At 36.8% G+C, this 24926-nt stretch carries 23 protein-coding genes and 1 other annotated feature; of the genes, 9 read left to right on the forward strand and 14 right to left on the reverse strand.

What is annotated here, in order from left to right:
* Nucleotides 1–246 precede the first annotated feature (246 nt).
* Nucleotides 247–1215, reverse strand: a complete 969-nt coding sequence (uvsE, locus tag FCI53_RS00005) for a UV DNA damage repair endonuclease UvsE (protein WP_138414562.1) — start codon at nucleotides 1213–1215, stop codon at nucleotides 247–249.
* 466 nt (nucleotides 1216–1681) lie between these two features.
* Here uvsE and FCI53_RS00010 point away from each other — a divergent pair, with 466 nt between their 5' ends.
* The 7 genes from FCI53_RS00010 (at nucleotide 1682) to FCI53_RS00040 (ending at nucleotide 7484) form a co-directional block, all read left to right on the forward strand.
* Nucleotides 1682–2608, forward strand: coding sequence for a 3'-5' exonuclease (locus FCI53_RS00010; RefSeq protein ID WP_138414564.1), 927 nt, complete (start codon nucleotides 1682–1684; stop codon nucleotides 2606–2608).
* Between the two features lie 806 nt (nucleotides 2609–3414).
* On the forward strand, nucleotides 3415–3540 hold the full coding sequence (locus tag FCI53_RS00015; RefSeq protein ID WP_138414566.1) for a cytochrome c oxidase subunit 2A: 126 nt from the start codon (nucleotides 3415–3417) through the stop codon (nucleotides 3538–3540).
* Between the two features lie 12 nt (nucleotides 3541–3552).
* Nucleotides 3553–4014, forward strand: a complete 462-nt coding sequence (locus tag FCI53_RS00020; protein ID WP_138414568.1) for a cytochrome c oxidase subunit II — start codon at nucleotides 3553–3555, stop codon at nucleotides 4012–4014.
* 15 nt (nucleotides 4015–4029) lie between these two features.
* Nucleotides 4030–5709: a cbb3-type cytochrome c oxidase subunit I gene (locus FCI53_RS00025; protein ID WP_138414569.1), complete on the forward strand. Its 1680-nt coding sequence runs from the start codon at nucleotides 4030–4032 to the stop codon at nucleotides 5707–5709.
* 95 nt (nucleotides 5710–5804) lie between these two features.
* On the forward strand, nucleotides 5805–6443 hold the full coding sequence (locus tag FCI53_RS00030; protein ID WP_138414571.1) for an SCO family protein: 639 nt from the start codon (nucleotides 5805–5807) through the stop codon (nucleotides 6441–6443).
* Nucleotides 6440–6997 carry a hypothetical protein gene (locus FCI53_RS00035; RefSeq protein ID WP_138414573.1) on the forward strand — a complete coding sequence of 186 codons (558 nt, stop codon included), beginning with the start codon at nucleotides 6440–6442 and terminating at the stop codon, nucleotides 6995–6997. The genes FCI53_RS00030 and FCI53_RS00035 overlap by 4 nt, the downstream gene beginning before the upstream one ends.
* 121 nt (nucleotides 6998–7118) lie before the next feature.
* Nucleotides 7119–7484 carry a cupredoxin domain-containing protein gene (locus FCI53_RS00040; RefSeq protein ID WP_138414575.1) on the forward strand — a complete coding sequence of 122 codons (366 nt, stop codon included), beginning with the start codon at nucleotides 7119–7121 and terminating at the stop codon, nucleotides 7482–7484.
* A gap of 508 nt (nucleotides 7485–7992) precedes the next feature.
* On the opposite strand, the gene FCI53_RS22115 is transcribed toward FCI53_RS00040, so the two are convergent.
* The 4 genes from FCI53_RS22115 to proB all read right to left on the reverse strand — a co-directional run bounded on the left by FCI53_RS22115 (nucleotide 7993) and on the right by proB (nucleotide 12220).
* Complete coding sequence (locus FCI53_RS22115; protein ID WP_342774149.1) at nucleotides 7993–8196, reverse strand: hypothetical protein; 204 nt, start codon at nucleotides 8194–8196, stop codon at nucleotides 7993–7995.
* 196 nt (nucleotides 8197–8392) lie between these two features.
* Entirely contained in the window at nucleotides 8393–9652 is a 1260-nt protein-coding gene (gene ilvA, locus FCI53_RS00050; RefSeq protein ID WP_138414576.1) for a threonine ammonia-lyase IlvA, read from the reverse strand.
* 190 nt (nucleotides 9653–9842) lie between these two features.
* Nucleotides 9843–11096 carry a glutamate-5-semialdehyde dehydrogenase gene (locus FCI53_RS00055; RefSeq protein WP_138414578.1) on the reverse strand — a complete coding sequence of 418 codons (1254 nt, stop codon included), beginning with the start codon at nucleotides 11094–11096 and terminating at the stop codon, nucleotides 9843–9845.
* A complete protein-coding gene (gene proB, locus FCI53_RS00060; protein WP_138414580.1) occupies nucleotides 11093–12220 on the reverse strand; it encodes a glutamate 5-kinase in 1128 nt (375 codons plus the stop codon). Before proB ends, FCI53_RS00055 begins: the two co-directional genes overlap by 4 nt.
* Before the next feature lie 71 nt (nucleotides 12221–12291).
* Nucleotides 12292–12513 (reverse strand) — a binding site (T-box leader).
* A 215-nt stretch (nucleotides 12514–12728) separates the two neighbouring features.
* Here proB and FCI53_RS00065 point away from each other — a divergent pair.
* Entirely contained in the window at nucleotides 12729–13343 is a 615-nt protein-coding gene (locus FCI53_RS00065; RefSeq protein WP_138414582.1) for a YitT family protein, read from the forward strand.
* Nucleotides 13344–13454: 111 nt separating this feature from the next.
* Entirely contained in the window at nucleotides 13455–14426 is a 972-nt protein-coding gene (locus FCI53_RS00070; protein WP_138414584.1) for a tripartite tricarboxylate transporter substrate binding protein, read from the forward strand.
* Between the two features lie 111 nt (nucleotides 14427–14537).
* Here the strand turns inward: FCI53_RS00070 and FCI53_RS00075 are convergent, their stop codons facing one another.
* The 9 genes from FCI53_RS00075 to gltD form a co-directional block, all read right to left on the reverse strand.
* The gene (locus FCI53_RS00075; protein ID WP_138414586.1) at nucleotides 14538–14717 is read right to left on the reverse strand and encodes a hypothetical protein; all 180 of its coding nucleotides are present in this window, start codon (nucleotides 14715–14717) and stop codon (nucleotides 14538–14540) included.
* Nucleotides 14718–14812: 95 nt separating this feature from the next.
* Nucleotides 14813–15007: a DUF6366 family protein gene (locus FCI53_RS00080; protein WP_138414588.1), complete on the reverse strand. Its 195-nt coding sequence runs from the start codon at nucleotides 15005–15007 to the stop codon at nucleotides 14813–14815.
* Nucleotides 15008–15195: 188 nt separating this feature from the next.
* On the reverse strand, nucleotides 15196–15846 hold the full coding sequence (locus FCI53_RS00085; protein ID WP_138414590.1) for an LITAF-like zinc ribbon domain-containing protein: 651 nt from the start codon (nucleotides 15844–15846) through the stop codon (nucleotides 15196–15198).
* Between the two features lie 731 nt (nucleotides 15847–16577).
* Complete coding sequence (locus FCI53_RS00090; protein ID WP_138414592.1) at nucleotides 16578–18542, reverse strand: tripartite tricarboxylate transporter permease; 1965 nt, start codon at nucleotides 18540–18542, stop codon at nucleotides 16578–16580.
* Between the two features lie 58 nt (nucleotides 18543–18600).
* Complete coding sequence (locus FCI53_RS00095; RefSeq protein ID WP_138414594.1) at nucleotides 18601–18879, reverse strand: hypothetical protein; 279 nt, start codon at nucleotides 18877–18879, stop codon at nucleotides 18601–18603.
* 21 nt (nucleotides 18880–18900) lie between these two features.
* A complete protein-coding gene (locus tag FCI53_RS00100; RefSeq protein ID WP_246049982.1) occupies nucleotides 18901–20097 on the reverse strand; it encodes an MFS transporter in 1197 nt (398 codons plus the stop codon).
* Between the two features lie 175 nt (nucleotides 20098–20272).
* Nucleotides 20273–21265: an LLM class flavin-dependent oxidoreductase gene (locus FCI53_RS00105; protein WP_138414598.1), complete on the reverse strand. Its 993-nt coding sequence runs from the start codon at nucleotides 21263–21265 to the stop codon at nucleotides 20273–20275.
* Nucleotides 21266–21867: 602 nt separating this feature from the next.
* Entirely contained in the window at nucleotides 21868–22938 is a 1071-nt protein-coding gene (locus tag FCI53_RS00110; RefSeq protein WP_138414600.1) for a branched-chain amino acid aminotransferase, read from the reverse strand.
* A gap of 487 nt (nucleotides 22939–23425) precedes the next feature.
* Nucleotides 23426–24922, reverse strand: coding sequence for a glutamate synthase small subunit (gene gltD / locus FCI53_RS00115; protein ID WP_138414601.1), 1497 nt, complete (start codon nucleotides 24920–24922; stop codon nucleotides 23426–23428).
* Nucleotides 24923–24926: the final 4 nt, after the last annotated feature.

The following is a 24926-nucleotide window of genomic DNA, read 5'->3' on the forward strand; positions in this document are numbered from 1 at the left end:
ACTGTTCTTCTTATATCCGTCCATACTTTTATTCACCTCATAACTTAAGTATGGACATCAAAAGATAGGGCTAAAAGCTGATACCGTCTAAAGACGGTGGAGTTAGACCACGCATTTGGAAATTAAAATATAAGAAGAAAAGGACCGCCATCAATAATTTGACGATCCATTTCTTTCTCTAACGTGCACTAAAGTTGGCGTTATTTCATTTTGAACACAAGCATGTAACATAAATAATGATGTATTTCAACTTTTTAATCGAAATGCACTTTGATTCACCCACTCGATTGCTGGATGATCTTTTAAATCATTTACTAATTGAAATAATGCTTCGTCTTTCTTTTTTGCTTCAATCATACAATCGACTTGCTCCACGCTTCCATTAACATGTTCAGCAAAATCTAAAAACATCTGTGGTTCCACTAAATCTGCATGATGACGAAATTGCTTGTCACTTTTCGGACTGGAAAAGTGGACTTTAATCGGTAAGGGCGAATTTTCCCATGTCTGAACAACTCGATCCCAGTTCGTACTCCAATTAGCATCCACATGATTTGCTTGATGATGATGGATATCAAAAACATGTGGTACATTTAATTTTTCTGATAAGTAGAGCACATCCTCCATATTGTATGTTTTATCATCATTTTCAAGAATGATCATATCTTGTATCGCTCTAGGAACTCTCCCCCAATTTTCTACAAACCGTTCCAATGCTTCAGACTTATTGCCATAACTTCCTCCAACATGTAATACACATCGATGTTGCGGGTTGATTCCCATCGCTTTTAGTAACTGATAGTGGTATTTCAAATTATGGACAGCACTTTTCACAACATCCGTTTTAGGTGAATTTAACACAACAAAGTGATCTGGATGGAAATCAACTCTCATCTGGTGGCTAGCGGCATATGTACCTAAAGCTAATAAATCGTTTTGAAGTGGACTGATATAATCCCAGTCGTTTAATTCTTCATGGGTTGCTAAAGGTATCAATCTGGAACTCAATCGAAAAAATGAAATATCATTAGCTTTATTATGTTTCAATAGTCGCAGACAGTTTTGTATATTTGTTTGGGCAATTCTTTCTAATTTCCTAATAGCCGCCTCTCGATCATCATGTTGTTGAAATGTTTTATATGTCATCGTTTTAGATGGTGAGCTATTTTGTACATGGACGCTCATCGCTACATACCCAAGTCTAAATATTGTCATATTTAACCCTTCCTTATAAAGTGAAACTTCATTCAGTCGGGATTTTTGTTCCTCCACCGATAAGTGTTAGTCAGAACCAATCGGATGTAAGCGAACGTTTACTCCCACTTAAATATTTTCTTTCCTATCATGTTTTGAAACGAGAGTCTTACGGATGATTCACCGGGATAAAAATACACCTAACAACATAGTGATATTATGAGCAAAAAATAGTGCTTTATTCGCATTTTACGTTCACCCTAAATCTACTACAACACTTTACACAAATCGACATTTTCAGAATATTTTGTGTCTATTATTGCGCTTGCCCAGGAAATAGTTTCATCCTTTATTTCCTATGACCAAATATAGATCCTTCTACGAGATTGATATATGAGGATAAATTACACAGACGTATTGGAAATGATTACTTGTTCTCTTATCAATAGAAATATTTTATAATAGTTCTGTTTAAGGAGGTGAAATCTTGGCAGAATTGAAATATTTTATATTCTTTGACTTTGAAATGCTATGCTCCAATCGAGGTATGGCTTTTGAAGAAATGGAAGCAATCCGACTCGGGGCAGTTAAATACGATTTAAAAACGAAACAAATCAGTTATTTTGATGCATTTATACGCCCACAAAACAAACAACCATTAAGCAACTTTTGTAAACAATTAACTGGTATTACCGATGAAGACCTTAAAGAGGCCAAAAATTTCAAACAAGTATTTTCTGACTTTTTAACATGGATTGGTGGCGTAAAAAAATCTCGGTTCTTTTCATGGTCGAAAAGTGACATGACTAGATTAATTCATGATGCAAAAATAAATCAGGTAGCACCTGCTACGATTACAAAGATCCAATCTAGATACGTTGATTTTCAACACGTTTTCTCAACAAGAGTATCAAAACAAAATATGTCTGTTGAAAATGCGTTAAAACTATACGACTTGGAGTTTGCAGGAGAGCCACACAATCCAATGTATGATGCGTTTAACACACTACGAATCTATTTTTATTTCTTAAATAAACCAGTTCATTCAGATATCATTATGTTAAATCAATTTATTTTTCATGGAACACTAATAAGCCACGAACATATTAACGCCAAACTAAAACAGGCATTAAAACAGGATATTGTAAATTTTTTGCAAGAGTTGGATGAAATATATAAAATCCGACAAGCGCAGAAAGTGATAAAAAAGGCAAAACAGTTAGTTAAAAAATATGAAAATATCTTATACAACCGCTCAGGTATTTTTTCTCAAGAAATGATCGATTATGTTAATCTGCTTAAAGGATTTTATCATGATCTAGTCACGACCTACCGAGAACATTTCAGACATGCATCAAAAATAATGATTCTAGATGCCCATCTTGTCGAACCAATGAAACAAATCGCAAGCTGAAGTGAGGACACATGTCTTCCTTCATACATAACCCCCTCCGACCTAAGTCCCGATCCCACTCCTCCGTTTACCACCCACTTCATAACCATCGCAGCCCCGATAAACTTGTGCATCAGTTAACATGTTTTAATACTGTGCCTCATGTAATTGTATCTCAAAATTTTGTCGCATTTGCCGTATTATACGACATAACTGCACATGATTTCCGTCCATTCTTAATAAAGTCAGTTAGTGCTGAACAGTGCTGCGGAAATACACTACGCTTTTTCCAGTACTTTGAAGTTTTGTTGTGCATTTCTTATTAATTGCTATGTTGTAATACAAACCTGTAGTAAATTTGTAGTCTTTGAGATTATTTAGTATACATCTATCACTAATCAGAAAACTATAACAGCGAAGGCAGAATACGGAGACTCCTCGAAAATAAAGACCGATTTTCTTCGTGCGATGTATCGCTGACGAAGCCTTCCTTGTCCTATGGGAACAGCACGAGCTGAAGATCCACTTGGTAAAGTGGTCTTCTTTACCAAGTTAGCTGAAGCCGTGCCCATGGAAAGCGGAGTATTCTGCCGCAGCGATGGTATAACAGTCATTTCAATCAGAATGTAAGGAAAACTTAAAAAAGTTATGTCGTATAATACAGTTTATACGAAGGGGCCACTTTATTTTTAATTAAACATTCAATTAAATATACTTTCTCAACATGGTAGTGATATAAGTCATTTCAGTATGTGATATGTCTCACTACCATGTCTTTTTTTTATGGATAAAATGAACCTAAGATAACTAAAGGAGGTAAAAATTGTATGCAACCAACCCAAAATAAAGAAGAAAAGTCATTAAAAGGTACAATGTTTTCCGTTGGTGTTGTGGCAGCGGTCATTGTCGTAATGTGGGTAGGCGTATTTTGGCTATATATGGATAGAATTTAAGGAGGGAAAACGATGCATCGATTAGAAGAAATTTGGATGACAGTAAGCGTGGGTATTTTAATTATTTTTATGGCAATTGTTGGGTATCAAACATTCTCACTTGGTATGGGACCTCCCAGTCATGCAGAAACGATTGATCCGCAAAAAGTAGAAGAAACAGCACCATTCGATGACCCTGGTGTAAAAAAAATCGGAGATAACGAATATGAAGTTGTGATGACATTACAATCATTCGCCTTCAATCCTTCAAATATTGAGGTGCCAGCAGGAGCAAAAGTAACATTTACTATGACAGCTATGGATGTAACGCATGGTTTTCAATTACCTGGTACCAATATTAATGCAATGGTAATGCCAGGACATATTCAAAAGATCTCACATACTTTTGATGAGCCCGGTGAATATCTAATTATCTGTAATGAGTACTGTGGTGTAGGTCATCAAGCCATGAGTACGACAATTACGGTTAAGTAAAGGAGGTAAAGTTAAATGGAACAACCATTAAAAGAAACGATTCGTCAAAATCCTAAAAAGATTTTAGGGGTTAATCCTGACGATGCAAAAGTAGCACTTGCCTATTTATCCGTCTCATTTGTCTCTTTATTAATTGGCGGCATTTTAGGTTTATTACAAGGTTTAGAGCGTGCGGGGTTAATGCAGCTACCATCATGGTTAAATTACTATCAAGTTTTAACCGCACACGGTGTATTATTATTGTTAGTATTTACAGCAACGTTTACGATCGGCTATCAATACGCGAACCTTTCCCATTCATTTGGTGGGCTGTTAGCTAAAGTTCGTAAGCTAGCATGGATTGGTTTTGGCTTAATGATTATCGGTGTTGTGATGGTTGCAACAATGATTATATTAAATGAAGCATCGGTCTTATATACATTTTACCCACCACTTGCAGCACACCCTGTCTTTTATATTGGTTTAGTTTTTGTCGTATTGGGCATTTGGTCATGTTGCTTTGGGGTATTCATTAACTATCGTCACTGGAGAAAAAATCATCCTGGCCAACCAACACCAATCTTAGCTTTCTTCGCTATGGGTGTGTTTGTACTATGGTTATTCGCCAGCGTTGGTGTAACAATTGAAGTATTAACGCTAATCCCTTGGTCGATGGGCATAATTGAAACAACGAATGTCATGGTTGGACGTACGTTGTTCTGGTGGTTTGGCCATACATTAGTAAATATTTGGTATTTGGTTGCAACGTCAGCATGGTATGTGATTGTACCGAAAATTATTGGAGGCCATCACTTTAAAGAAAAATTAATTCGACTTGTTGTCATTTTACTCGTTATCTTGAATATCCCTGGTGGATTCCACCATCAAATTATTGACCCGGCGATTTCGATCCCAATCAAATATTTACACGTGTTTATGAGTTTAGCTATTGCAGTACCTTCCTTGATGACAGCATTCGCTATGTTTGCAGTGTTTGAACGTACTGGTAGAAAACTTGGCGGTAAAGGTCTATTTGGTTGGTTGAAAAAATTACCATGGGGAGATGTCCGTTTCTTAGCACCGATGATAGCAATGATCAGCTTTATCCCTGGTGGTGCTGGTGGTATTGTTAATACTAGTAACCAATTAAACCAAGTTATTCATAATACGATGTGGGTTGTTGGACACTTCCACGTAACCGTAGGTATGTCGGTTGTAATGACCTTTTTCGGTATTTGTTATTGGTTAATTCCTTATCTAGCAAAACGTGTACTAACACCAAAAATGAGTAAAATTGGAGTAATTCAAACAATCATCTGGACAATTGGTATGACAATCATGGCAGGTTCCATGCATATTGCTGGACTTTTCGGTGATCCAAGACGAACTTCCGATACTTCCTATGGAGGTCACGAAATTGCAGCTAGCTGGATGTCGTATGAATTAATCTTTGGGATTGGAGCAACATTCCTAATGATTGCGGTAATCATCCAAGTTTATGCCGTGTTCAACATGATGTTCTTCGCACCAAAGGGACACACAGAATTTCCTGTTGCTGAACCTGAAGAAGGAGAAGAACCAGCACCAATGTGGACAGAACGTTGGGGATTATGGATCGTTCTATTGCTTGCAGTTGTCGCAATGGCCTATGTGGTGCCGATCGCTGATATGATCATGAATGCCCCCCCAGGATCACCACCAATTAAAACATGGTAAAATTATTGGAAAGGTAACATTTGCCATATCAGTTACCTTTCCATTGAACATTATCTATCAACTAAATTTGTATACCTGTTAAGGAAGTGTGCAAGATGATACAAAACAAACAAAATTTAATCGCTATAAGTCTTGTGCTTCTGTTTGGAGTTGTGATTTTCTTTATTGGAACCGATGGGTTTCAAGCATTTACAACCGAAAGCGCTAGATCTTATCAACTCATGCAGAACCAACCTAGTTTTCCTCCTGTAACACTTGAAGATAGTAATGAACGAACCTACTCTTTTAACGAATTTGCAGATGGAAAATATGTATTTATTACCTTTATGTATACAAACTGCGGTACAGTCTGTCCCCAATTAGAATTTAATATGGCAGATGTTTACCAAAGTATCCCAGAAAAATATATTGGAGAAGACATTGTTTTTTTAAGTATTAGTTTTGATCCAACTAGAGATACACCGGAGGTACTTGCAAAATATAGAACATACTTTGACAGTGATGGCGAAACATGGCGAATGGCTCGGGTAAATCAGCAAGATGAATTAAATAGAATGTTAGATACACTCGGTGTCGTCGTCATCCCAGATAATAACGGTAATTTCCAACATAATAGTGCCTTCTATTTAATTGGCCAAAATGGTCGTCTATTGGAAGTAATGGATTATACGAAGATTCAAGAAGCATCCGAAACGGTTCTAGACTATCTTGGAGAAACGGAGGATACCAAATGAAACAAGCAATTTATGGATTAATCCTCTATATTTTTTTAATCCTTCCTCCTGTTGCTAATTTATTAGAATCGATTATGATTATTCATATGCATATGCAAATGCCATTGCTCGTATTTTCTGGTTTTTTGATGGGGCGCTATGTCATTACTCGATTCTCTTCTTTTTTTGAGAAATGGAATAGTAATGGTATACCGGGTATCCTACTTTTTGTGATTATTTGGAGTTATTGGATGGTTCCTCGGGCTATGGATGAAGCACTAACCCTTCAAAGCGTCGAGATGTTTAAGTTTATCAGCTTACCTTTCTTAGCAGGTATTCCTTTGCGTGATAGTTGGAAAAAACTACATGCGATCGGAAAGGATATTCTTTTTATTTACTTTATCTCTATGTTAATATTAATGGCATGGATTTATATTGGTGCAGATGATCAAATATGTAACAATTACTTAATTGTAGAGCAAAAAACACTTGGTTGGGGTTCTTTAGCCCTTGCTGCATGTGTGCTTCTTTATTTATTACAGTTACTTTTTACCGATCAATCAGAGTATCAATAATGGATCATTAAAAAAATAATAATTGTTGGTTAAGTGTGATATTTATCAAACCAAAAGATTTATAAAGTTGGTATACTAAATATAGTACAAATTTTTAAAACATTTTTAGGAGGAATATAAAATGAAAAAAATTCTATTTGTAACAGTGTTATCGATGTTAATGCTTGTATTAGCTGCTTGTGGTGGCGGAGAAGATAATACTAGCGATGAAAGTACTGGTGGCGATGCAGCTGCTAATACTGTTGATATTGATGCAACAAACTGGGAATTTGATCAGGAAACATACACGACTTCTGCAGGTGATATTACCTTTAACTTAACTAATGAAGAAGGGTATCATGGGATTCAAATCGATGATACAGATGTTACAGTAGAAGGTGATGGCTCTACAACAGCAAGTTTAGAAGCTGGTGAATATACCATTCGTTGTTCCATTCCATGTGGAGATGGACACTCAGAAATGGTATCAACACTTGTAGTAGAATAAATAACCTTATAGCAACATAGGTAATACCCTATTATGAAAGGATTAGAGATAACTTCTCTAATCCTTTTTGTTTCTGTAATAAAATGAGACTTCGCTTCAGTGTTAGTCTAAACCAATTAAAATTTGCTCCCACTTAATCCTCTCCGTTTCATTTCATGTTTAGAAGTGGTAGGCTAACGGTCGTTTGCACCGTGAAAAACAACTCGAATCCAATCCTACCCGTAATCGTTGTGTCACCTCTACTCAGTTTGTTTCTTTTTCTCAAGTAAGTATTGTATGCCGTAGAGAAAAAATGCTTTATGAAAGAGGTAAAGAAAAAATTGTATGGCACTCAATCGCCCCAATTTTGCTATGTTTATTTTTTTTAGAAATTGCATTCCTGGAAATGCGAATAAGAAGTTTCCAATTGCGTTTAATAGTAAAAATTTAATAAAATTCCCGTAGGATAATTTAAGTAACCACATAGACATTGGCATATATGGTCCGACCGCAAACGGAAAAACATGTTTCATAAAATAAATGATTTTGGACGATCGTAAAATATCCACCAATTACGCTTTTGCCCAATTACTTGATAGACTAATTCTAAAAGCACAATACTAGTTGCAGCCAGTGAATACCGTTTAAAAGAACGTTTATCAATAAATAATGTGGAAATCCACGGAAGAGTAATTAACACGATATTAAATAGTAAGTGCCTTTTAGACAACATACATGACGCCCCTTTATGTAACTTCTACATTCCTAATTTCCCCTATTACATAAGAAACATGTAGTATTCTACAAAAACATTTCACTCTCCTTTTCCATACAGCTTTCGAAGAATTTCATGCAAAGTGAGAAATAATAAATAGTAAACGTATCAAAAAACCGGTATCACCACCAAAAAGTGATACCGGTTTTTTTAATCAGATTAATAAATTAAATAATTTTTGATCTTTGTTGATTTCCGTATAGGTAAAGCCATTCTGCTCCATTCGTTCAATTAATGGTTCGTAATCCTGCTTATGCTTTAATTCAATTCCAACTAACACGGGGCCTTTGTCACGGTTATTTTTCTTTGTGTATTCAAACCGTGTGATATCATCTGTCTTTCCGAGTACTTTATCCATAAACTCTCTTAAAGCACCAGCCCTTTGCGGAAAATTAACAATGAAATAATGCTTATACCCTTCAAAAATCATGGAACGTTCTTTAATGTCCTGCATGCGATCAATATCGTTGTTTCCACCACTAACTACGCAAACAACATTTTTTCCTTTAATCTCATCTTTATAATAATCTAGCGCAGAAACAGGTAAAGCTCCTGCTGGTTCAGCTACAATCGCATTTTCATTATATAAGTCTAACATGGTGGTACATACTTTACCTTCAGGGACAGCTACCATATCATCGATAACCTCATTTGCAATTTCAAACGTTAAATCCCCTACTCTTTTCACACTAGCCCCATCGACAAATTTGTCCACATGATCTAATGGAACAACTTCCTCTTTATTAAGCGATGCTTGCATGGATGCTGCACCAGCTGGCTCCACTCCGACCACTTTCGTATCGGGACTAATATTTTTAATGTAGGATCCTACACCTGAAATTAATCCACCACCACCAACACTCATGAAAATATGGGAAATCGGTTCTTCCATACCATCAATAATTTCAACCCCAATTGTTCCTTGCCCTGTGATCGTTCGATAATCATCAAATGGATGAATAAACTCTGCATCATGTTCATCACAAAATGCCTTCGCCGCATAGAAAGAATCATCAAATGTATCACCTGTTAAGACGATGTCAACAAACGGTCCACCAAAAAATTCAACGCGTGATACTTTTTGTCGTGGTGTTGTTGTCGGCATGAAAATCGTACCTTTTACACCTAATGCCTTACACGAATATGCAACACCTTGAGCATGATTTCCTGCACTCGCACAAACAACACCATTTTCTAATTCTTCTTTTGAGAGACTTTGCATCAAGTTGTAAGCACCTCTAATTTTAAACGATCGAACAACTTGTAAATCTTCTCTTTTTAAATAAACATTACAATTATATTTTTCTGATAAGATCGTATCTTTTTGAATAGGCGTTCGGATCACAACGTCTTTCAACATTTGATTGGCAATGATGATGTCTTTGATTTCGATCGGACTTAACTTAGTACTCATTACGCATTTCCTTCCTACTTATAAAATGATTAGACTCATATTACCACAATCATTCCTATTAGAAAACATTTAATGATAAAAAATTTATAATTATCAATAAATTAATGAAATCATGGAAGCCATAAGCGACGGTTCTTACACTTCCTTGCTTTCTCACATCGGAAGCAGTAACCATCGCCCTCTTACTTGTTTATTTAATTTGACCAGTACCATGTACAATATATTTTGTTGAGGTAAGTGCTGGTAATCCCATTGGACCTCTTGCATGTAGTTTTTGCGTACTAATGCCAATTTCAGCTCCAAATCCAAATTCAAATCCATCAGTAAATCGTGTGGAAGCATTATGGTAAAGCGCTGCAGCATCGATCGAGTTAAAAAACTCGGTGACACTTTCATCGTTTTCGGAAATAATCGCTTCAGAGTGTTTGGAACTATAATTGCGAATATGATCAATTGCCCCTTGTAAACTATTAACCGTTTTTAGCGCAACAATTTTATCTAGGAATTCCGTTTCCCAGTCCTCTTCTGTCGCTGTCTTAATTTCTGTATTTTCTTCCAACAAGGACCTTGCAGCTTCATCTGCACGTATTTCAACATCGTTTTCTTGTAGCTGTTGTACCAATTGTTGCAAATGATCATTCGCCCATGTTTGGTTAACAACAATTGTTTCCGCAGCATTACAGACTGATGGACGTTGTGTTTTGGCATTAACCGCGATCTCAATTGCCATATTTGGATCTGCTGTTTCATCGATATAGACGTGGCAATTACCTGCACCAGTTTCCAAAACAGGAACTGAAGATTGGGCAACAACGGTTTCAATTAATTTTTTTCCACCTCTTGGAATTAAAACATCCAAGTAGTCATTTAATTTAAACATTTTAGCTGCTGTTTCACGACTTGTATCTTCAACAAGTTGTACCGCATCTACTGGTAAATCCGTCTTTTCTAATGCTTGATGGATAACTTCAACTAATGCCTTGTTCGTTTCTAAAGCAGAAGAACTTCCTCGTAACAAAACCGCATTCCCTGTTTTTAAACAAAGACTTGCTGCGTCAATCGTGACATTTGGTCGTGCTTCATAAATCATTCCCACAACACCAATTGGCACTCTGACTTTTTCGATATTTATGCCGTTAGGGCGTTGCCAACTTTCTAGTTTTTCACCAACAGGGTCGGCTAGCTCTGTTAACTGTCTAAGTGCATCTGCCATATCATGAATCCGTTGTTCATTTAAAACCAATCGATCGATAAGCGAATCATGAAATCCTTTTTGCTTGGCATTTTCAATGTCTAATTGATTGTTTTCTTCAATAAATGGAATTTGCTCTGTTAATTGTGTAGCAATTGCTAGCAATGCTTGATTTTTTTGTTCTGTTGTCAATTTTCCCATTTTAATGGAAGCATCTTTTACCTTTTTTCCTTTTATTAACAATTCATTCATGAATAATAAACCTCCTTAAATGATAGAACTAAATTATCTCGATGAATAACTTCAGGTTTAGTACGATTCGTCATCGGCATCGCAAGGTCACTAGACATTCCTTTAATGTCATGTAATTCTTTCGATGAATAACTTACTTGACCTTTGGCGATCACTTGCCGTTTCTTATTATAAATTTCTACAACATCACCTGCATCAAAGTTTCCTTTAATTGCGATCACACCAGCAGGGAGTAAACTTCTCCCTTCCAATAGAAGAGCTTTCTCTGCTCCATCATCAATCATGATCTTTCCAGTGATTTTTGAATGAAAAGCAATCCATTGCCTTTGTTTGCGAACACTTTTATGATTCATTTCACCTATATATGTTCCATCCCCTTGACCATTCACGATAGAGAGTAATTTTTCTTCCCCTTTTCCAGTACCAATAAAAACGTTTATCCCTAACGATTGTGCTGTTTGTGCTGCTAATAATTTGGACTTCATACCACCAGTTCCAAACTTGGACTTCGTCTCCCCATTAGTTTGTTCAAATAGTTTATTTGTTATGGTAGATACATAATCAAACCGGTCTCCAAATTCCTTTGTATGAGGGTTGTATTCATAGAGTCCATTAACATCAGTTAAAATAATTAAAAAATCCGCATTGACTAATCCACTTACTAATGCGGATAACATATCATTATCGCCGAAAGTTAATTCATTTACTGCAACTGTATCATTTTCATTAATAATTGGGACCACATTACGTTTAAGCAACTCTGTTAAGGTGGAATAAACATTACTATACTGTTCTTTATTCGCAAAATTGTCTCTTGTTAGTAACAGTTGAGAAGTAGCAATCTGTTTTGACGCAAAGAAATCGGTATACGCTTGAATTAAAAGTCCTTGCCCAACAGCTGCTGCTGCTTGCTTACCGGCTACTGTTACTGGACGCGTCGGATATCCTAATTGGCCAAAACCAGCTGAAACTGCCCCAGATGAAATTAAGATTACTTCATAGCCCTTCTGTTTTAAATGTGCTAGAGATGCGGCATGCGCATTTAATTTTTCTTTACTGAGCCCCCCTTTTCGGTTTGTTAATGAACTACTACCTATTTTGACGACAATTCTTTTTTTTGCCACTTCACTCACGCCTTCTGCCAAATAAAATTTGTGTTCTTTGTATACAAAAAAGACCCTTCCCGTCCTTTAAAACAAAGGACGGAAAAGAGTCTAACTTCCGCGGTACCACCTTGATTAGTATTGGTATATGATCCAATACCCTCTCAGAACCGTAACGTGGTTAACGGTTAGGTTGTTCGCCTAACAAGTTCAAAGGGTAGGTTCAATTGGTTCATAACGAGGGAATCTTTCAGCCGATGAATTCCCCTCTCTATCGCACTCCACAATTTACTGGCCCTTATCATAACTATACACATATACATTTGATTAACATAATTATGCTTTAGAATCCCTTTCATGTCAACTGCAAAATTCTGAAAAATCAATCACCAATCTTTACTTATACATAAATCCCACATTTAATAAATAAAATGAATGGACAAGGCATACATAATTAACTATCTAGAGGAGAAAAGTTATATGAAAGTCATTACATTCATAAAAAAAATAACTGAACTGGAGTACGCACATGAAAAATTACATCATTTCGTATAGTTTCATAACATGCGGTGCTTTTATTCAAGGGATGGCGATGGCTATTTTTTTATTTCCTCACTCCATCCCTTCTGGTGGTGCAGCTGGAATAGCTGTACTTTTAAATTTCTGGTTTCATATACCGTTAAGTATCGCACTTTGGGCAGTTAACTTTTCCCTACTGGTTGCTGCTATTTTTTGGTTAGGAAATTCTAGTGCGATCGGGACGATGTATGCCATCACCATGACATCGGTGAGCGTCCATTTATTTAGTGATGACCTTTTCCGCCATTATTCGAATGTGTGGCTTGATCTATTGTTTGGCTCAGTAACACTTGGTATTGGAGTAGGCATTTTATTGCGGCAACAAGTCTCAAACGGTGGTATGGGGGTACTAGCATTAATTATTGCTAATTACAAACAAATTGCACCAGGCAAACCACTATTCCTATTAAATGGCACGATTTTCATCTTAACGGCATCAATTATCAATTGGCAAATTGTGATTCAAGCACTTATTTCCCAATCGATATCAACTAGACTTGTTGACATCGTCTACCGACTGAAACTACAAATCCATAGTTTTCCACTTTTAGGTCGAAAAAAATAATTGGTAGGACAACATTTAAAACATGTTACCCGTGCATATTCTTCACTGTAAGGAAATGGAGACAACGCGCATATTGTCTCACTATTTTGTCGAAAGGTGTGTGAAGAAGAATTGAAAAATACTTTACAACTAGCTTTTTTCACCATGTGTAGTTTATTATTACTAGTTAGTTGTTCCAATTCTGATACTGACTCATATCCGAGCAAAAGCATTGAACTAATCGTGGCATTTTCGCCAGGTGCAGCAACTGATACACAAGCTCGGATCATCTCCAAGTATGCAAATGAATATTTGGATCAAGAACTAGTAATTGTCAATAAACCTGGTGGTGGAGGGCAGGTTGGTTGGAATCAATTTGCAACAGCTAATCCGGATGGATATACATTAGCAGCATATAACCTTCCGCATATCATCACACAACCACTTGTGAACGATACGTCCTATTCGCTCGACACATTTGAACCTATTGTCAACTGGGGAGGGGATCCTACTGTTTTTGCTGTAAATCAAGATAGTTCAATTGAGAGTTTAGATGATCTTATTGATGAAGCGAGACAAAATCCAGATGGCTTAACGATTGGCAATGCAGGAAAATACGTCGGGCAACACCTTGCCATATTATTATTAGAAAATGCAGCAGATATCGATGTGGAAGATGTTGCATTTCAAGGATCATCCGAGGCAATAGCATCCATGTTAGGAGGGCACACGGATGTATTAGCAGGCAATTTATCAGACGTTTACCGCTTAGGTGATGAAGTGAAGCCACTCGCCATCGCAACAGAAGAACGTCATTCTTTTGCACCAGACATCCCTACATTTACTGAGCTAGGTTATCCCGAAGTAATCATGAGCACAGACCGAGGGATTGCTGCAAGAGAAGGTACACCAGATGAAATTATCGAGAAATTACAGGAAGCATTTTCCAAGCTGTTAGCAGACGAAGACTTTCTTGATGAAATGGAACAGGCAGGAGCAGATATGTTAGTGATGAACAGACAGGAAGTGCTTGATGAGTTCCAATCAAGAAGTGAACTGTACACCGAACTGTTAAAATCAATAGATGTGATTGAAAATGAATAGGGGGAGAGCGCTATCTAGTGCTCTTTCCTATAACAGTGTTTGGTCAATCGGAGTCATTATAGGATGGCTCTTTTTTCAAATCTTATAACACCTGGTACTCTTTTCTTTATCCTAATTAAAAAGCACAAAAATAAATGACACAAATAGTATGATGAAAAGAAAATAAGGAACAACTACTTGTCTTATTTCTTCTTCTCCTTCTGATCTCTTAATATTTTTTACGAATTTATTTGATTCGATAAACAATGTAATAATAAATACAAATAATACGAAATACTCCAATATGTCCATATCACCCCACCCTATCCTCTCCTACCCCTTTAGTACATAAGAAACCGTTTTAACCAAAGAGTGGATATACCTATAGTGAAAAATCAGCCCTGTTTTTAGTTAAAGAATACGGCATAGACGATAAATCCTACTATTAAGAAAAGAACAAGTATTCCAGTACCTTTCCAGCCTATACCACCTACTAAATCTGGCAAACCTCCGCCATGAATACTACTTGAAGGATTTCCTTTCCGTTCTTCTTGTCTAATTCTTTCCCGCTTTCTTTCAGCAGGTTCTTGATTTTGACTCATCTATTACCCCTCCTCTTTCATTATATTTTTACGAACAAGGATAACCAAACGTTTCACCATACTTGCTGAATTTTCGACTATCTCCACATTCTTAGGAAACGTTGTACCGTTACAACACCAAAGCAAATCTCATATAAATGTAATAACACGTTTATCTAATTTACAAAATGGACGACTCTTCCAATTTATTATTCAGCTAAAATATCAATCTTTATTTTTTGTTGGTCCATACAAAGGTTCTTCAACCAGTCATCGATATCAAGATCGCTGTCTATGATATGGTTAAATTCATCTTCTGTCAGAAGTTCTTTCCCTAACTCAGTGAGAGATGGTTCGTTTGTATATTCGGTTTCATCATCAAATGAAATAAAATCACCGGCTTCTTTGATGACATGCCGAAATTTCGCTCCCACCTTAGGAGAAACCTTTATCTCTGGAACGTTGTTTTGCTCGTTATATGCAACCACTCTGTAGGTCGTCACTTTCCTAACACCTTGAATCTCAACAAGAAAAATTTGACCTTTTCCTTTCGCTACTTTAAAAATTCCCTCTTCTTGATCTTTTACCCATTTTCCTAAAAATGGGGATACCATTTCTTCTAAATGTTGATGTTCTTTTAATAATTCTTCTTTTTCACGCCAATCCATTCGTAACAACTGATCTGATGATAGATCAGTTCCGCACACATGACAAACATGCCTATAAGGGAATACAAAAGGTATCCAACAAAAGAAAATACCAAATGGTACGAATAAAAGAATGACACAGACTAGGACGCGTAAGCCAATGGAATATGTTTTTTCTACATCATCACTTTTACATATTGGACAGATATCCATAAACATCCTCCTCGTGATCTTTATTCACATAGCACTAACTTAACAAAAAATTCAGTTATTTAAAACTATGTTTGTATTTTTATATAAGATTTTATACCTTTTCTTTATCATCCTATTAGACAATTATCTTATTTTTTCGTTTTAAAATTTTTTAATATCACAATTGTTCAACAAAAGACAACTGCCATACTAGCTAACTTATACGTTTCACAAATTGAAGAATGATAAAATTTATCCAAGTTACTATAGGAATAGTAACTATCAACATATAAAGACCTGAATGCCCAAAACCAATAGCTCTTGCTTCATCATTGATGCTGTATAGGCCCAAAGTTGCTATTATTAACATTAGTGTATTTAGACAAAAAGCAGATAGCATACTGACCATTTTATGTCCACTTTTCTTTAATATTAGGACCGATACAAGTGTTGAAATCAATAACGAAACCGAAATAATAACATAAATCAATCTTCCCCCTCCGCTCTATTCTTATTTAACACGCGAAGACTTCATTTACATCCACTTCTTATATAGTTTAATAATAACATATTGTGCCTTGGGACCATGGAATAATCACAGTCTTCTGTAAAAAATTGCCCATACTGTTTATCAAACTCATTAGAATGTTATACACAAAAAAGGAGTGTTCAAAACCAAAAATCGGTTTGCACTCCTTTAGTATTTGCTAATGAATGTTTTCCAAAATGAAAAACTAAACCTATAACCCCTTTTAAAAAATCAATGTCGTTAATGGCAGAGGTACTTTTACAATTAATGAAAAGACAATGTATAAAAATAAGGTGAAGCAAATCGACACTGCAATTACTTTCAATAACTTGATGTCGGTATTTTTTTGTACATACACGACATAAAAAGGAACCGCTAGCATTAATAGAAACACTTGAGAATAAAAGCCAATCACATTGGTTAATAAACTGATTAGCGAAACAAAGATAATCAATGGAAGTGTTTGTTTCTTGACTAATTGTCGCCTTTCATCGGTCCCCGATGTCATTGCTTTACACCATTCCATCATCGTTAACAAGGCTAAAATGCCAAAGGTAATTTGGGGAAAGATTCTATGTTCCAAAGGTGAACCTTGTATCCAGACAATTACAGTTAAGCAAACAATTGTTGCAACCAAATAAACGACTGCCTGTAATTTAATAAAATTAGAGATAGCAACCCTTTTTAGGATTGGTGTCTTTGTTTCTCGTTTGTCTTTTAATGCTTGGAAAACGGATAGGAGCACCGTCACAATAACGAGACCATAAAGGATGATGTTGATCCCGCCAGTGAAAAAATAAGATACAATTGACCCTTGGGATGCCCCTACTTGCAAACCATGTAGCAATCCTTCTTCTGCGATCGGACCTAGAATAAAACCCAATGCAATTGGTGCAGGAGCAAATTTAAATTTATCCATGATAAACATGAAAATACCAAGTATAACAACTGTATAAATATCAAACACATTATTCTGCATCGTATACGCACCAATGATGGAAAATGAAAGGATTACAGGTGCCATAATGTAAGCAGGAATTTGTGTTAACTTCGTAAAATATTTTATTAATACTAAACCTAGAAAAAGCAACAAAACTTGTGCGGCTATCATGCTATAGATGAACGTATATGCTACTGGTGCATTATCAACAAATAAGGTTTTACCAGGCCAAATCCCATGAATAAGTAATCCACCTAAAAAAATGGCAGCTGTCGGTGAACCTGGAATACCTAGCGTTAACAATGGAATTAGTGAGCCACCAACCATTGAATTATTAGCACTTTCTGATGCAATCACACCATATTTGTTGCCTTTACCAAAGTCTTTTTTATTTTCACTAAATCTTTTTACTTCGTTATACGATAGAATGCTTGCAATATTACCTCCAGCACCTGGAATCATACCAATAAAAGATCCCATCGCACTACCAATCGTAATTGCCTTTGGCTTTTTTACAATATCAGAAAAAGATGATTGAATGGATGACTTTTTAATCTTATACAACAGCGGGCGACGATCCTTGACGGATGAAAGACTTTCAATTAGCTTTAATGCCTGCGGAAATGCAAAAAGTCCGATCAAGACAGAAACAACATGCAATCCCCCGACAAGGCTTTCCATGCCAAAAGTAAAGCGAGCTGTTCCAGTAACAGTATGGATCCCGATAAAAGCTAAGGATAGACCGATACAACCACCAATCAAATTTTTCATAATCGATCCTTCAGAGATTGCAGCAATGACGGTTAACCCAAAAATGGCGATCCAAAAACTTTGCGAAGGTCCAAAGCGCAAAGAAAAATCGGCAACAATTGGTGCAAAAAAAAGCAATAAACTCATTCCTATTAAACCGCCAATAACAGATGCAATCGTACTAACTTCAAGCGCCTTCCTTGCCTCCCCTTTTTGCGTCATTGGATAACCATCAAACGTTGTTGCCACAGAAGCTGGTGCCCCTGGAACATTAAATAAGATGGCTGGTATGGAACCTCCATAAACACTTCCACAATAAATACCACCTAATATAACTAAGCCTTCTGTTGGCCCCATCGAAAAGGTAAAAGGGATTGTTAACGCCACACCCATTGTAGGTGTTAAGCCAGGCATAGCACCTACAATAATTCCTAATAACAACCCAAAGAACAATACGATGAGATGATGAAACTCAAATAGCTGCCAAAATAGTTCCATATCCTAACCTCCCATTTACCGAGCTAGGATATGATATTCACCTATATAATAAAATGTGTTACTCACTTTCTGTGTCAATTTCTACTTTCTGTCCACCAGTTGATAAGTAAGAATACACTTCCAAATCTGGCTTTAATTTCGTTAATCCTTTTAAATATGGTTTGACCAAATCTTTAAAGTCTTCCAAAACACCTTCTTCTTGCAGTTGACCATACACATACATTTTTTCTTTTTCCATTAAAAATGCCATGTAACCGACCGCGTTATCTTTATCATCGACAATATTAAGTACTTGCGCATCTTCTTTTAGAAATTCTGGTGAAAAATAAATTTGCATGGTAATCTTAAAGCCTCCTACTTATTCTGATGTTGTTTGTAGTTTTTTAAATAATGTATTTGCTGCTTGATCTGATTGTGCTTGTGCCTGTTTTACTTGGATTAACATTAAACATAACAAGGCAACTAACAACGTTAGACCAGCTGTACTAAAAAACATCCATGCCCGTGACACCCCCATCAACCAACCATATATTGGTGGTCCAGCAGCAACACCAAGGAAGCGAACAGAACCGTACAGTGATGTCACGAACCCTCTTCGCGCCTTACCGACAGACCCGGTAATAAGACTATTTAAACAAGGAAGTACGAGACCAGTCCCAATACTGCTAACCACTAACACTGAGAAAAACGGAATCAAATTCTCAAAAAATACCAATGAGGCAAACGAAGCCGTCATCATAAATAATCCAAGAACAATAAGTCGCTTCATTCTTTTTAAATTTTTTCCAATCTTACTTCCAGTTGTTAACGACGTAGACATCATAAAAAGTAATGGGATTGCTAAAATAAGTCCCTTCACCACCCCATCAAAGCCATGCTCTTTTTCCAATTCATCGGATATATAAAACAACACACCAAATAAAGTAAATAAACACGTAGCACCTGCCAAGTAGGCAGTAAAAAGCCATCTTCCCTCATGTTTAAAAACGGAAAACAATCCTTTGATGTATTGACCGACAGGTGGTGGCGATTTTTTCTTCTTTTTCTCTTTTACGTATATAGCTGTTAACAAAACGGATACCAGACAAAAAACTGGAAACCCCCAAAACGGACCGTGCCAGACTAATAGTGCCAATAACGAACCAACTACTGGGGACAATACTTTACCAAACCCATTGGATGCCTCGACTAAACCTAACACTTTGCTACGCTCGCCGCCCTTGAACAAATCACCTGTTAAAGCCATCGCTATTGGTGCTGTTCCAGCCGCACCTAGCCCTTGTAAAGCTCTGCCAACTAGAATCCAACCATAGGCAGCACTAAACCATGCGGACGCCATTCCTGCCAACAATCCCCCAAGTCCATATAGCACAAGGCAAGGGACAATGATTACTTTTCTAGAAAAGCGATCAGAGAAGTAACCTAAAATGGGAATAAATATGGCAGCAATAACAGAAAAGATCGTGATCGTTAAACTAACTTGAAACGAACTTAGATCAAGTTCAGATTCCATTTTCGGCAAAATTGGTATTAACATGGAGTTGCCAAGGGTCATGATTAATGGAATCGAACCTATCGCCAAAATAACAAGCCCCTGCTTCTGTTTTTTTGCCAACTTATTTAACACTCCCTTTTTACTTAGGCTCTCTTATGGAAAACTCTCCTTTCATATAATTTGATAAAAGGAATAAATCATACGTTGGAAGTATTAGACAGTACAGAACTTTGTATTAATTTGCCAACATTTCATCTGCTATTAATTGGTAGGATTGTCTACGATATTCGTCATTATGGGTGATTGTAACGATCATCATTTCATCTGCCCTGTAGTTCCGTTTTATTTCATTTAGCTTTTCACTCACCAGCTTAGGGTCACCGACAACCATCTTCTCCCTAATTTTGCTTATTTCTTGTTTTTCTTCTGTTGTATAGTCCATCTTTTTCAATTCATTAAGACTAGGTAGTGGCTTATTGTTCTGTCCTCGTAATTTCCAATATTCATGATAGCGTGCTAATTTTTCAGCAGTTTGATTTGTCTCGGTACATATAACCGAAACCGTGACAATCACATATGGTTTGTCAAATGAGTTACTCGGAACAAAATCATCCACATAGGTTTGTGTGATCGTCGATGACTCTTCATCACTCATAAAATGGCCAAATACATACCCCAATCCATTTTTTGAAGCAAGTTTCGTACTTTTTTCACTCGTACCGAGTATCCAAGCTGATGGGGCTTCCGTTGGTATTGGAGCAGCCTTTGTCTTTGAATAAAAATGGTCTTTAGGAAAATTATGATGAATAAAGTGCAGTAATTCTTCGATTAAATCAGGATATTTTTTCACATTTTCTAAGAAATTACCTGATAATGCAATGGATGCTTCCGCAGAACCTCCCGGCGCTCTACCTATGCCTACATCAATTCGTTCAGGAAAAAGGGTTGCCAACATATTATAAATTTCTGCAACTTTATATGGTTTATAGTGTGGTAGCAACACAGCACCCGCACCAATTCTGATTTGTGACGTATTGGCTCCAATATAACTGAGCATGACCTCTGGTACTGAGCTAGCCAACCCATCCATTCCATGATGCTCAGCAATCCAATATCGTGTATAGCCGAGTGCTTCTCCTAATTGCGCTAAAGCCAAGGATGACTGAAGTGCTTGTTGTGGCGTTTGCCCATATGTGATGGGTGATTGATCAAGAATACTTAATCTCATGTATATTTCCCACCTTTATCGTAATAGTTTTTTTACATTTTTGACACAAAAAATATAGACTCCGATGTAACTTTTAAATGATTTCCTAATCATCCTTTAAAAGATGAGTGCTAGTCAGCCGCTACGAAAATACACTCCGCTTTCCGTGGGTGGCTGATGAGCCTCCTCGTTCGTCCCTCACTGTGGGGTCTCATCTAGGCCATTCCTCCCACAGGAGTCTCCGTGTATTCCCTCGCTGAACGTATGCTTTTTGAATTTCGTAATAAAAATCATATATCAAATTTTTATGTTGAATAACTATCATTAATCAGAAAAACACAAATAGCGTAGGTAGAATACGTAGACTCCTATGGGAACAGCGCGAGCCGAAGATCCACTTGGTAAAGTGGGTTTCTTTACCAAGTTAGCTGAGGCCGTGCCCATGGAAAGCGGAGTATTCTACCGAAGCGGTTGTACAGCATTTAATTAAAATCAGGAAAAGGATAACTCACATAAAAGTTACGTCGGAGTTTCTATCAAATGCGACATTTAAAAAAATAGAAGAGATTAAACGTAAATGAAGCACTCTACTAGTAGAGTGCTTCATTCCTAAAATGTTACTATTATGACACGGTCACTGTCCATCCAAATGGATCGTCTTCTGTTCCATATTGTATTCCTGTTAATGTGTCATATATTTTTTTTGATATTGGACCTGTTTCACCTTGATTAATTTCTAGCTTTTCACCTTTCCATGCTAATTCTCCAATTGGTGAAATAACAGCTGCCGTTCCAGCCCCAAATGCTTCTTCTAACTCTCCATTCTGATACGCTTGATAAATTTCGTCCATCGAAATTTTTCGTTCACTATGTGGGATTCCCCAATGGTCCAATAATCGAATTACCGAGTTTCGAGTTACCCCTTCTAAAATACTGCCATTAAGCTCTGGTGTAACTACTTCTCCATTTATTTTAAAAAATACATTCATGCTTCCTACTTCTTCAATATATTTCTTTTCTAATCCATCTAACCAAAGGACTTGCGCATAACCTTCTTTTGCAACCAATTCTTGTGCTTTTAAACTTGATGCATAATTCCCAGCTGTTTTCGCTTCACCTGTTCCACCTTTGACCGTACGAGCAAATTCTGTCTCTACAGCAATTTTTACTGGATTAATTCCTTCTTTATAATAAGCTCCTACAGGAGATAAAATAACGATAAACTGATACTTCTTGGAAGGTGCAACACCTAAGTATGGTTCGGTTGAAATGACAAATGGACGTATATAAAGAGACGTTCCAGGAGCAGTCGGAATCCACTCCCTATCTATACGCACAAGTTCTTTAATTGCTTCAAGTGCTAGCTCTTCATCAATAGACGGTATACACATCCGTTCGTTCGAGCGATTAAGTCGTTGCATATTTTTTTGAGGTCGAAATAATTGTGTTTCCCCACCGTTCGTAATATAGGCTTTTAACCCTTCAAAAACGGTCTGACCATAATGAAATACAATAGCTGCAGGATCAAGTATAATCGGTTGATATGGAACGATTCTTGGATTATGCCATCCTTGTTCCACATCATAGTCTAAAATAAACATATGATCTGTAAAACTTCTACCAAACTCTAATTGATCTGCTTCTGGTTTTGGCTTTTTCGTAGTCGCTTTTTCTACTGTGATTTGATTTTCCATTTTGCGTTTCCCCTTATTTTAATTTTCGGAATTTTACTATACCATAGATCTATTCTATTACTTATAATAAAATGAAACAACCAATTAATGTCGAAAAACTTTTAATTTAAATGTAATCTGTTGTTTCTATTGTTTCTGTTGTTGTAACTACTATTTTAGAAAGGAGCTTTAACGTCTAAGTGATGTATACCTATCTATAAACCATTAAAAATAAGATCAGTTTCTAGAATTTGTGAAAATATTATTTATTCTCTTTATAAAGGTGGGTATCAGTTACTAATAGAGTACTCTAGAAAATAGTTGGTTGTTGTTCTGTTAAAATTATAAGGAAATTTTAAAAAAGGAGTTCGTTTAATAATGAGAGAATTAATTATGATGCTAAGTGTTGTGATAAAAGCTATATGTATTATGTCAACAAAAATAGGGATGCTAAACGCGAAGCGATATGCATCCCTATACAATATTTTATAAATGTTTTCTGCCCTATTTACATCGCCTGATAAGTTGGCAAGCTAGAAGTCCCCATTAAATAACCATCAACGGCGTAGGCAACTTCACGTCCCTCATTAATTGCCCATACAATTAGACTTTGTCCTCTTCTTGCATCTCCAGCAGCAAACACGCCATCGACATTGGTTGCGAAATCACCATATTCAGCTTCTACTTTACGATTCGATGTATGAACACCGAATTGTTTTAATAATGGCTGTTCTGGTCCTTCAAAACCAATCGCAATGAAGACGAGTTGTGCAGGCCATACTTTTTCAGTGCCTGGAATTTCCTCGTAGACAAACATACCATTTTCATCTCTTACTTTTTTCATTTCAACGGTATGCAATTCTTTTAATTTCCCTTTTTCATCTGCAACGAATTTCTTTGTTTGGATCGAATATTGACGAATATCTTCCCCAAACTTAGCTTTTGCCTCTTTATGTGCATACTCAAGCCCAAACACAAATGGATATTCTGGCCACATATTTTCAGATGTACGTGCTAGTGGCAGTTGTGGGTGCTTACCGAACTGCACGACGCTGTTACAGCCTTGACGTAATGCCGTAGCAATACAGTCCGCCCCTGTATCACCACCACCAATCACAATAACATCCTTATCCTTAGCATCAATATAGTTCCCATCTTCAAAGTTTGAATCTAGTAAACTTTTAGTCGATGTGGTTAAATAGTCCATTGCATAATGAACCCCTTCAGAATTGCGCCCTTCAATGACTAGGTCGCGTTGTTTCTGAGCACCGGTACAAAGAATGACAGCGTCATACTGTTCCTTTAATTCCTGTGGCGAAACATCTACGCCGACTTCTGTATTGGTTTTGAACGTAACGCCTTCTTTTTCCAATAAATCAATTCGACGTTGTACCACATGTTTTTCCAGTTTCATATTTGGAATACCGTAAGTTAATAAACCACCTGCACGGTCAGATCGTTCATAAACGGTGACGGTATGCCCTGCTTGATTTAATTGGTCTGCACTTGCCATACCAGCAGGGCCAGAACCAATAATTGCAACTGTCTTACCTGAACGTTCTTTTGGAATACGGGGCGTAATCCAGCCATTTTCAAAACCTTTATCAATTATTGCTTGTTCGATATTTTTAATTGCTACCGCTGGATCTGAAATCGCAACGGTACAAGATCCTTCACATGGAGCAGGACATACACGCCCTGTAAATTCCGGGAAATTGTTTGTTTTTAATAGACGCTCTAAAGCCTCTTTCCACATCCCTTTATATACTAGATCATTCCACTCTGGAATAAGATTATAAACCGGACATCCAGATGTAGCTGCCCCTATCTCCATCCCAATGTGGCAGAACGGGGTACCGCAATCCATACAGCGGGCCCCTTGTCTGCTCATCATTTCATCTGAGAAAGGAGCAGAATATTCTTTCCAGTCGTTCAAGCGTGTGATTGGATCCCGTTCTTGGGCTTCTTCACGCTTAATTTCCATAAAGCCAGTTGCTTTTCCCATATTC

Source organism: Aquibacillus sediminis, assembly GCF_005870085.1.
GTDB classification, from domain to species: Bacteria; Bacillota; Bacilli; order Bacillales; family Amphibacillaceae; genus Aquibacillus_E; species Aquibacillus_E sediminis.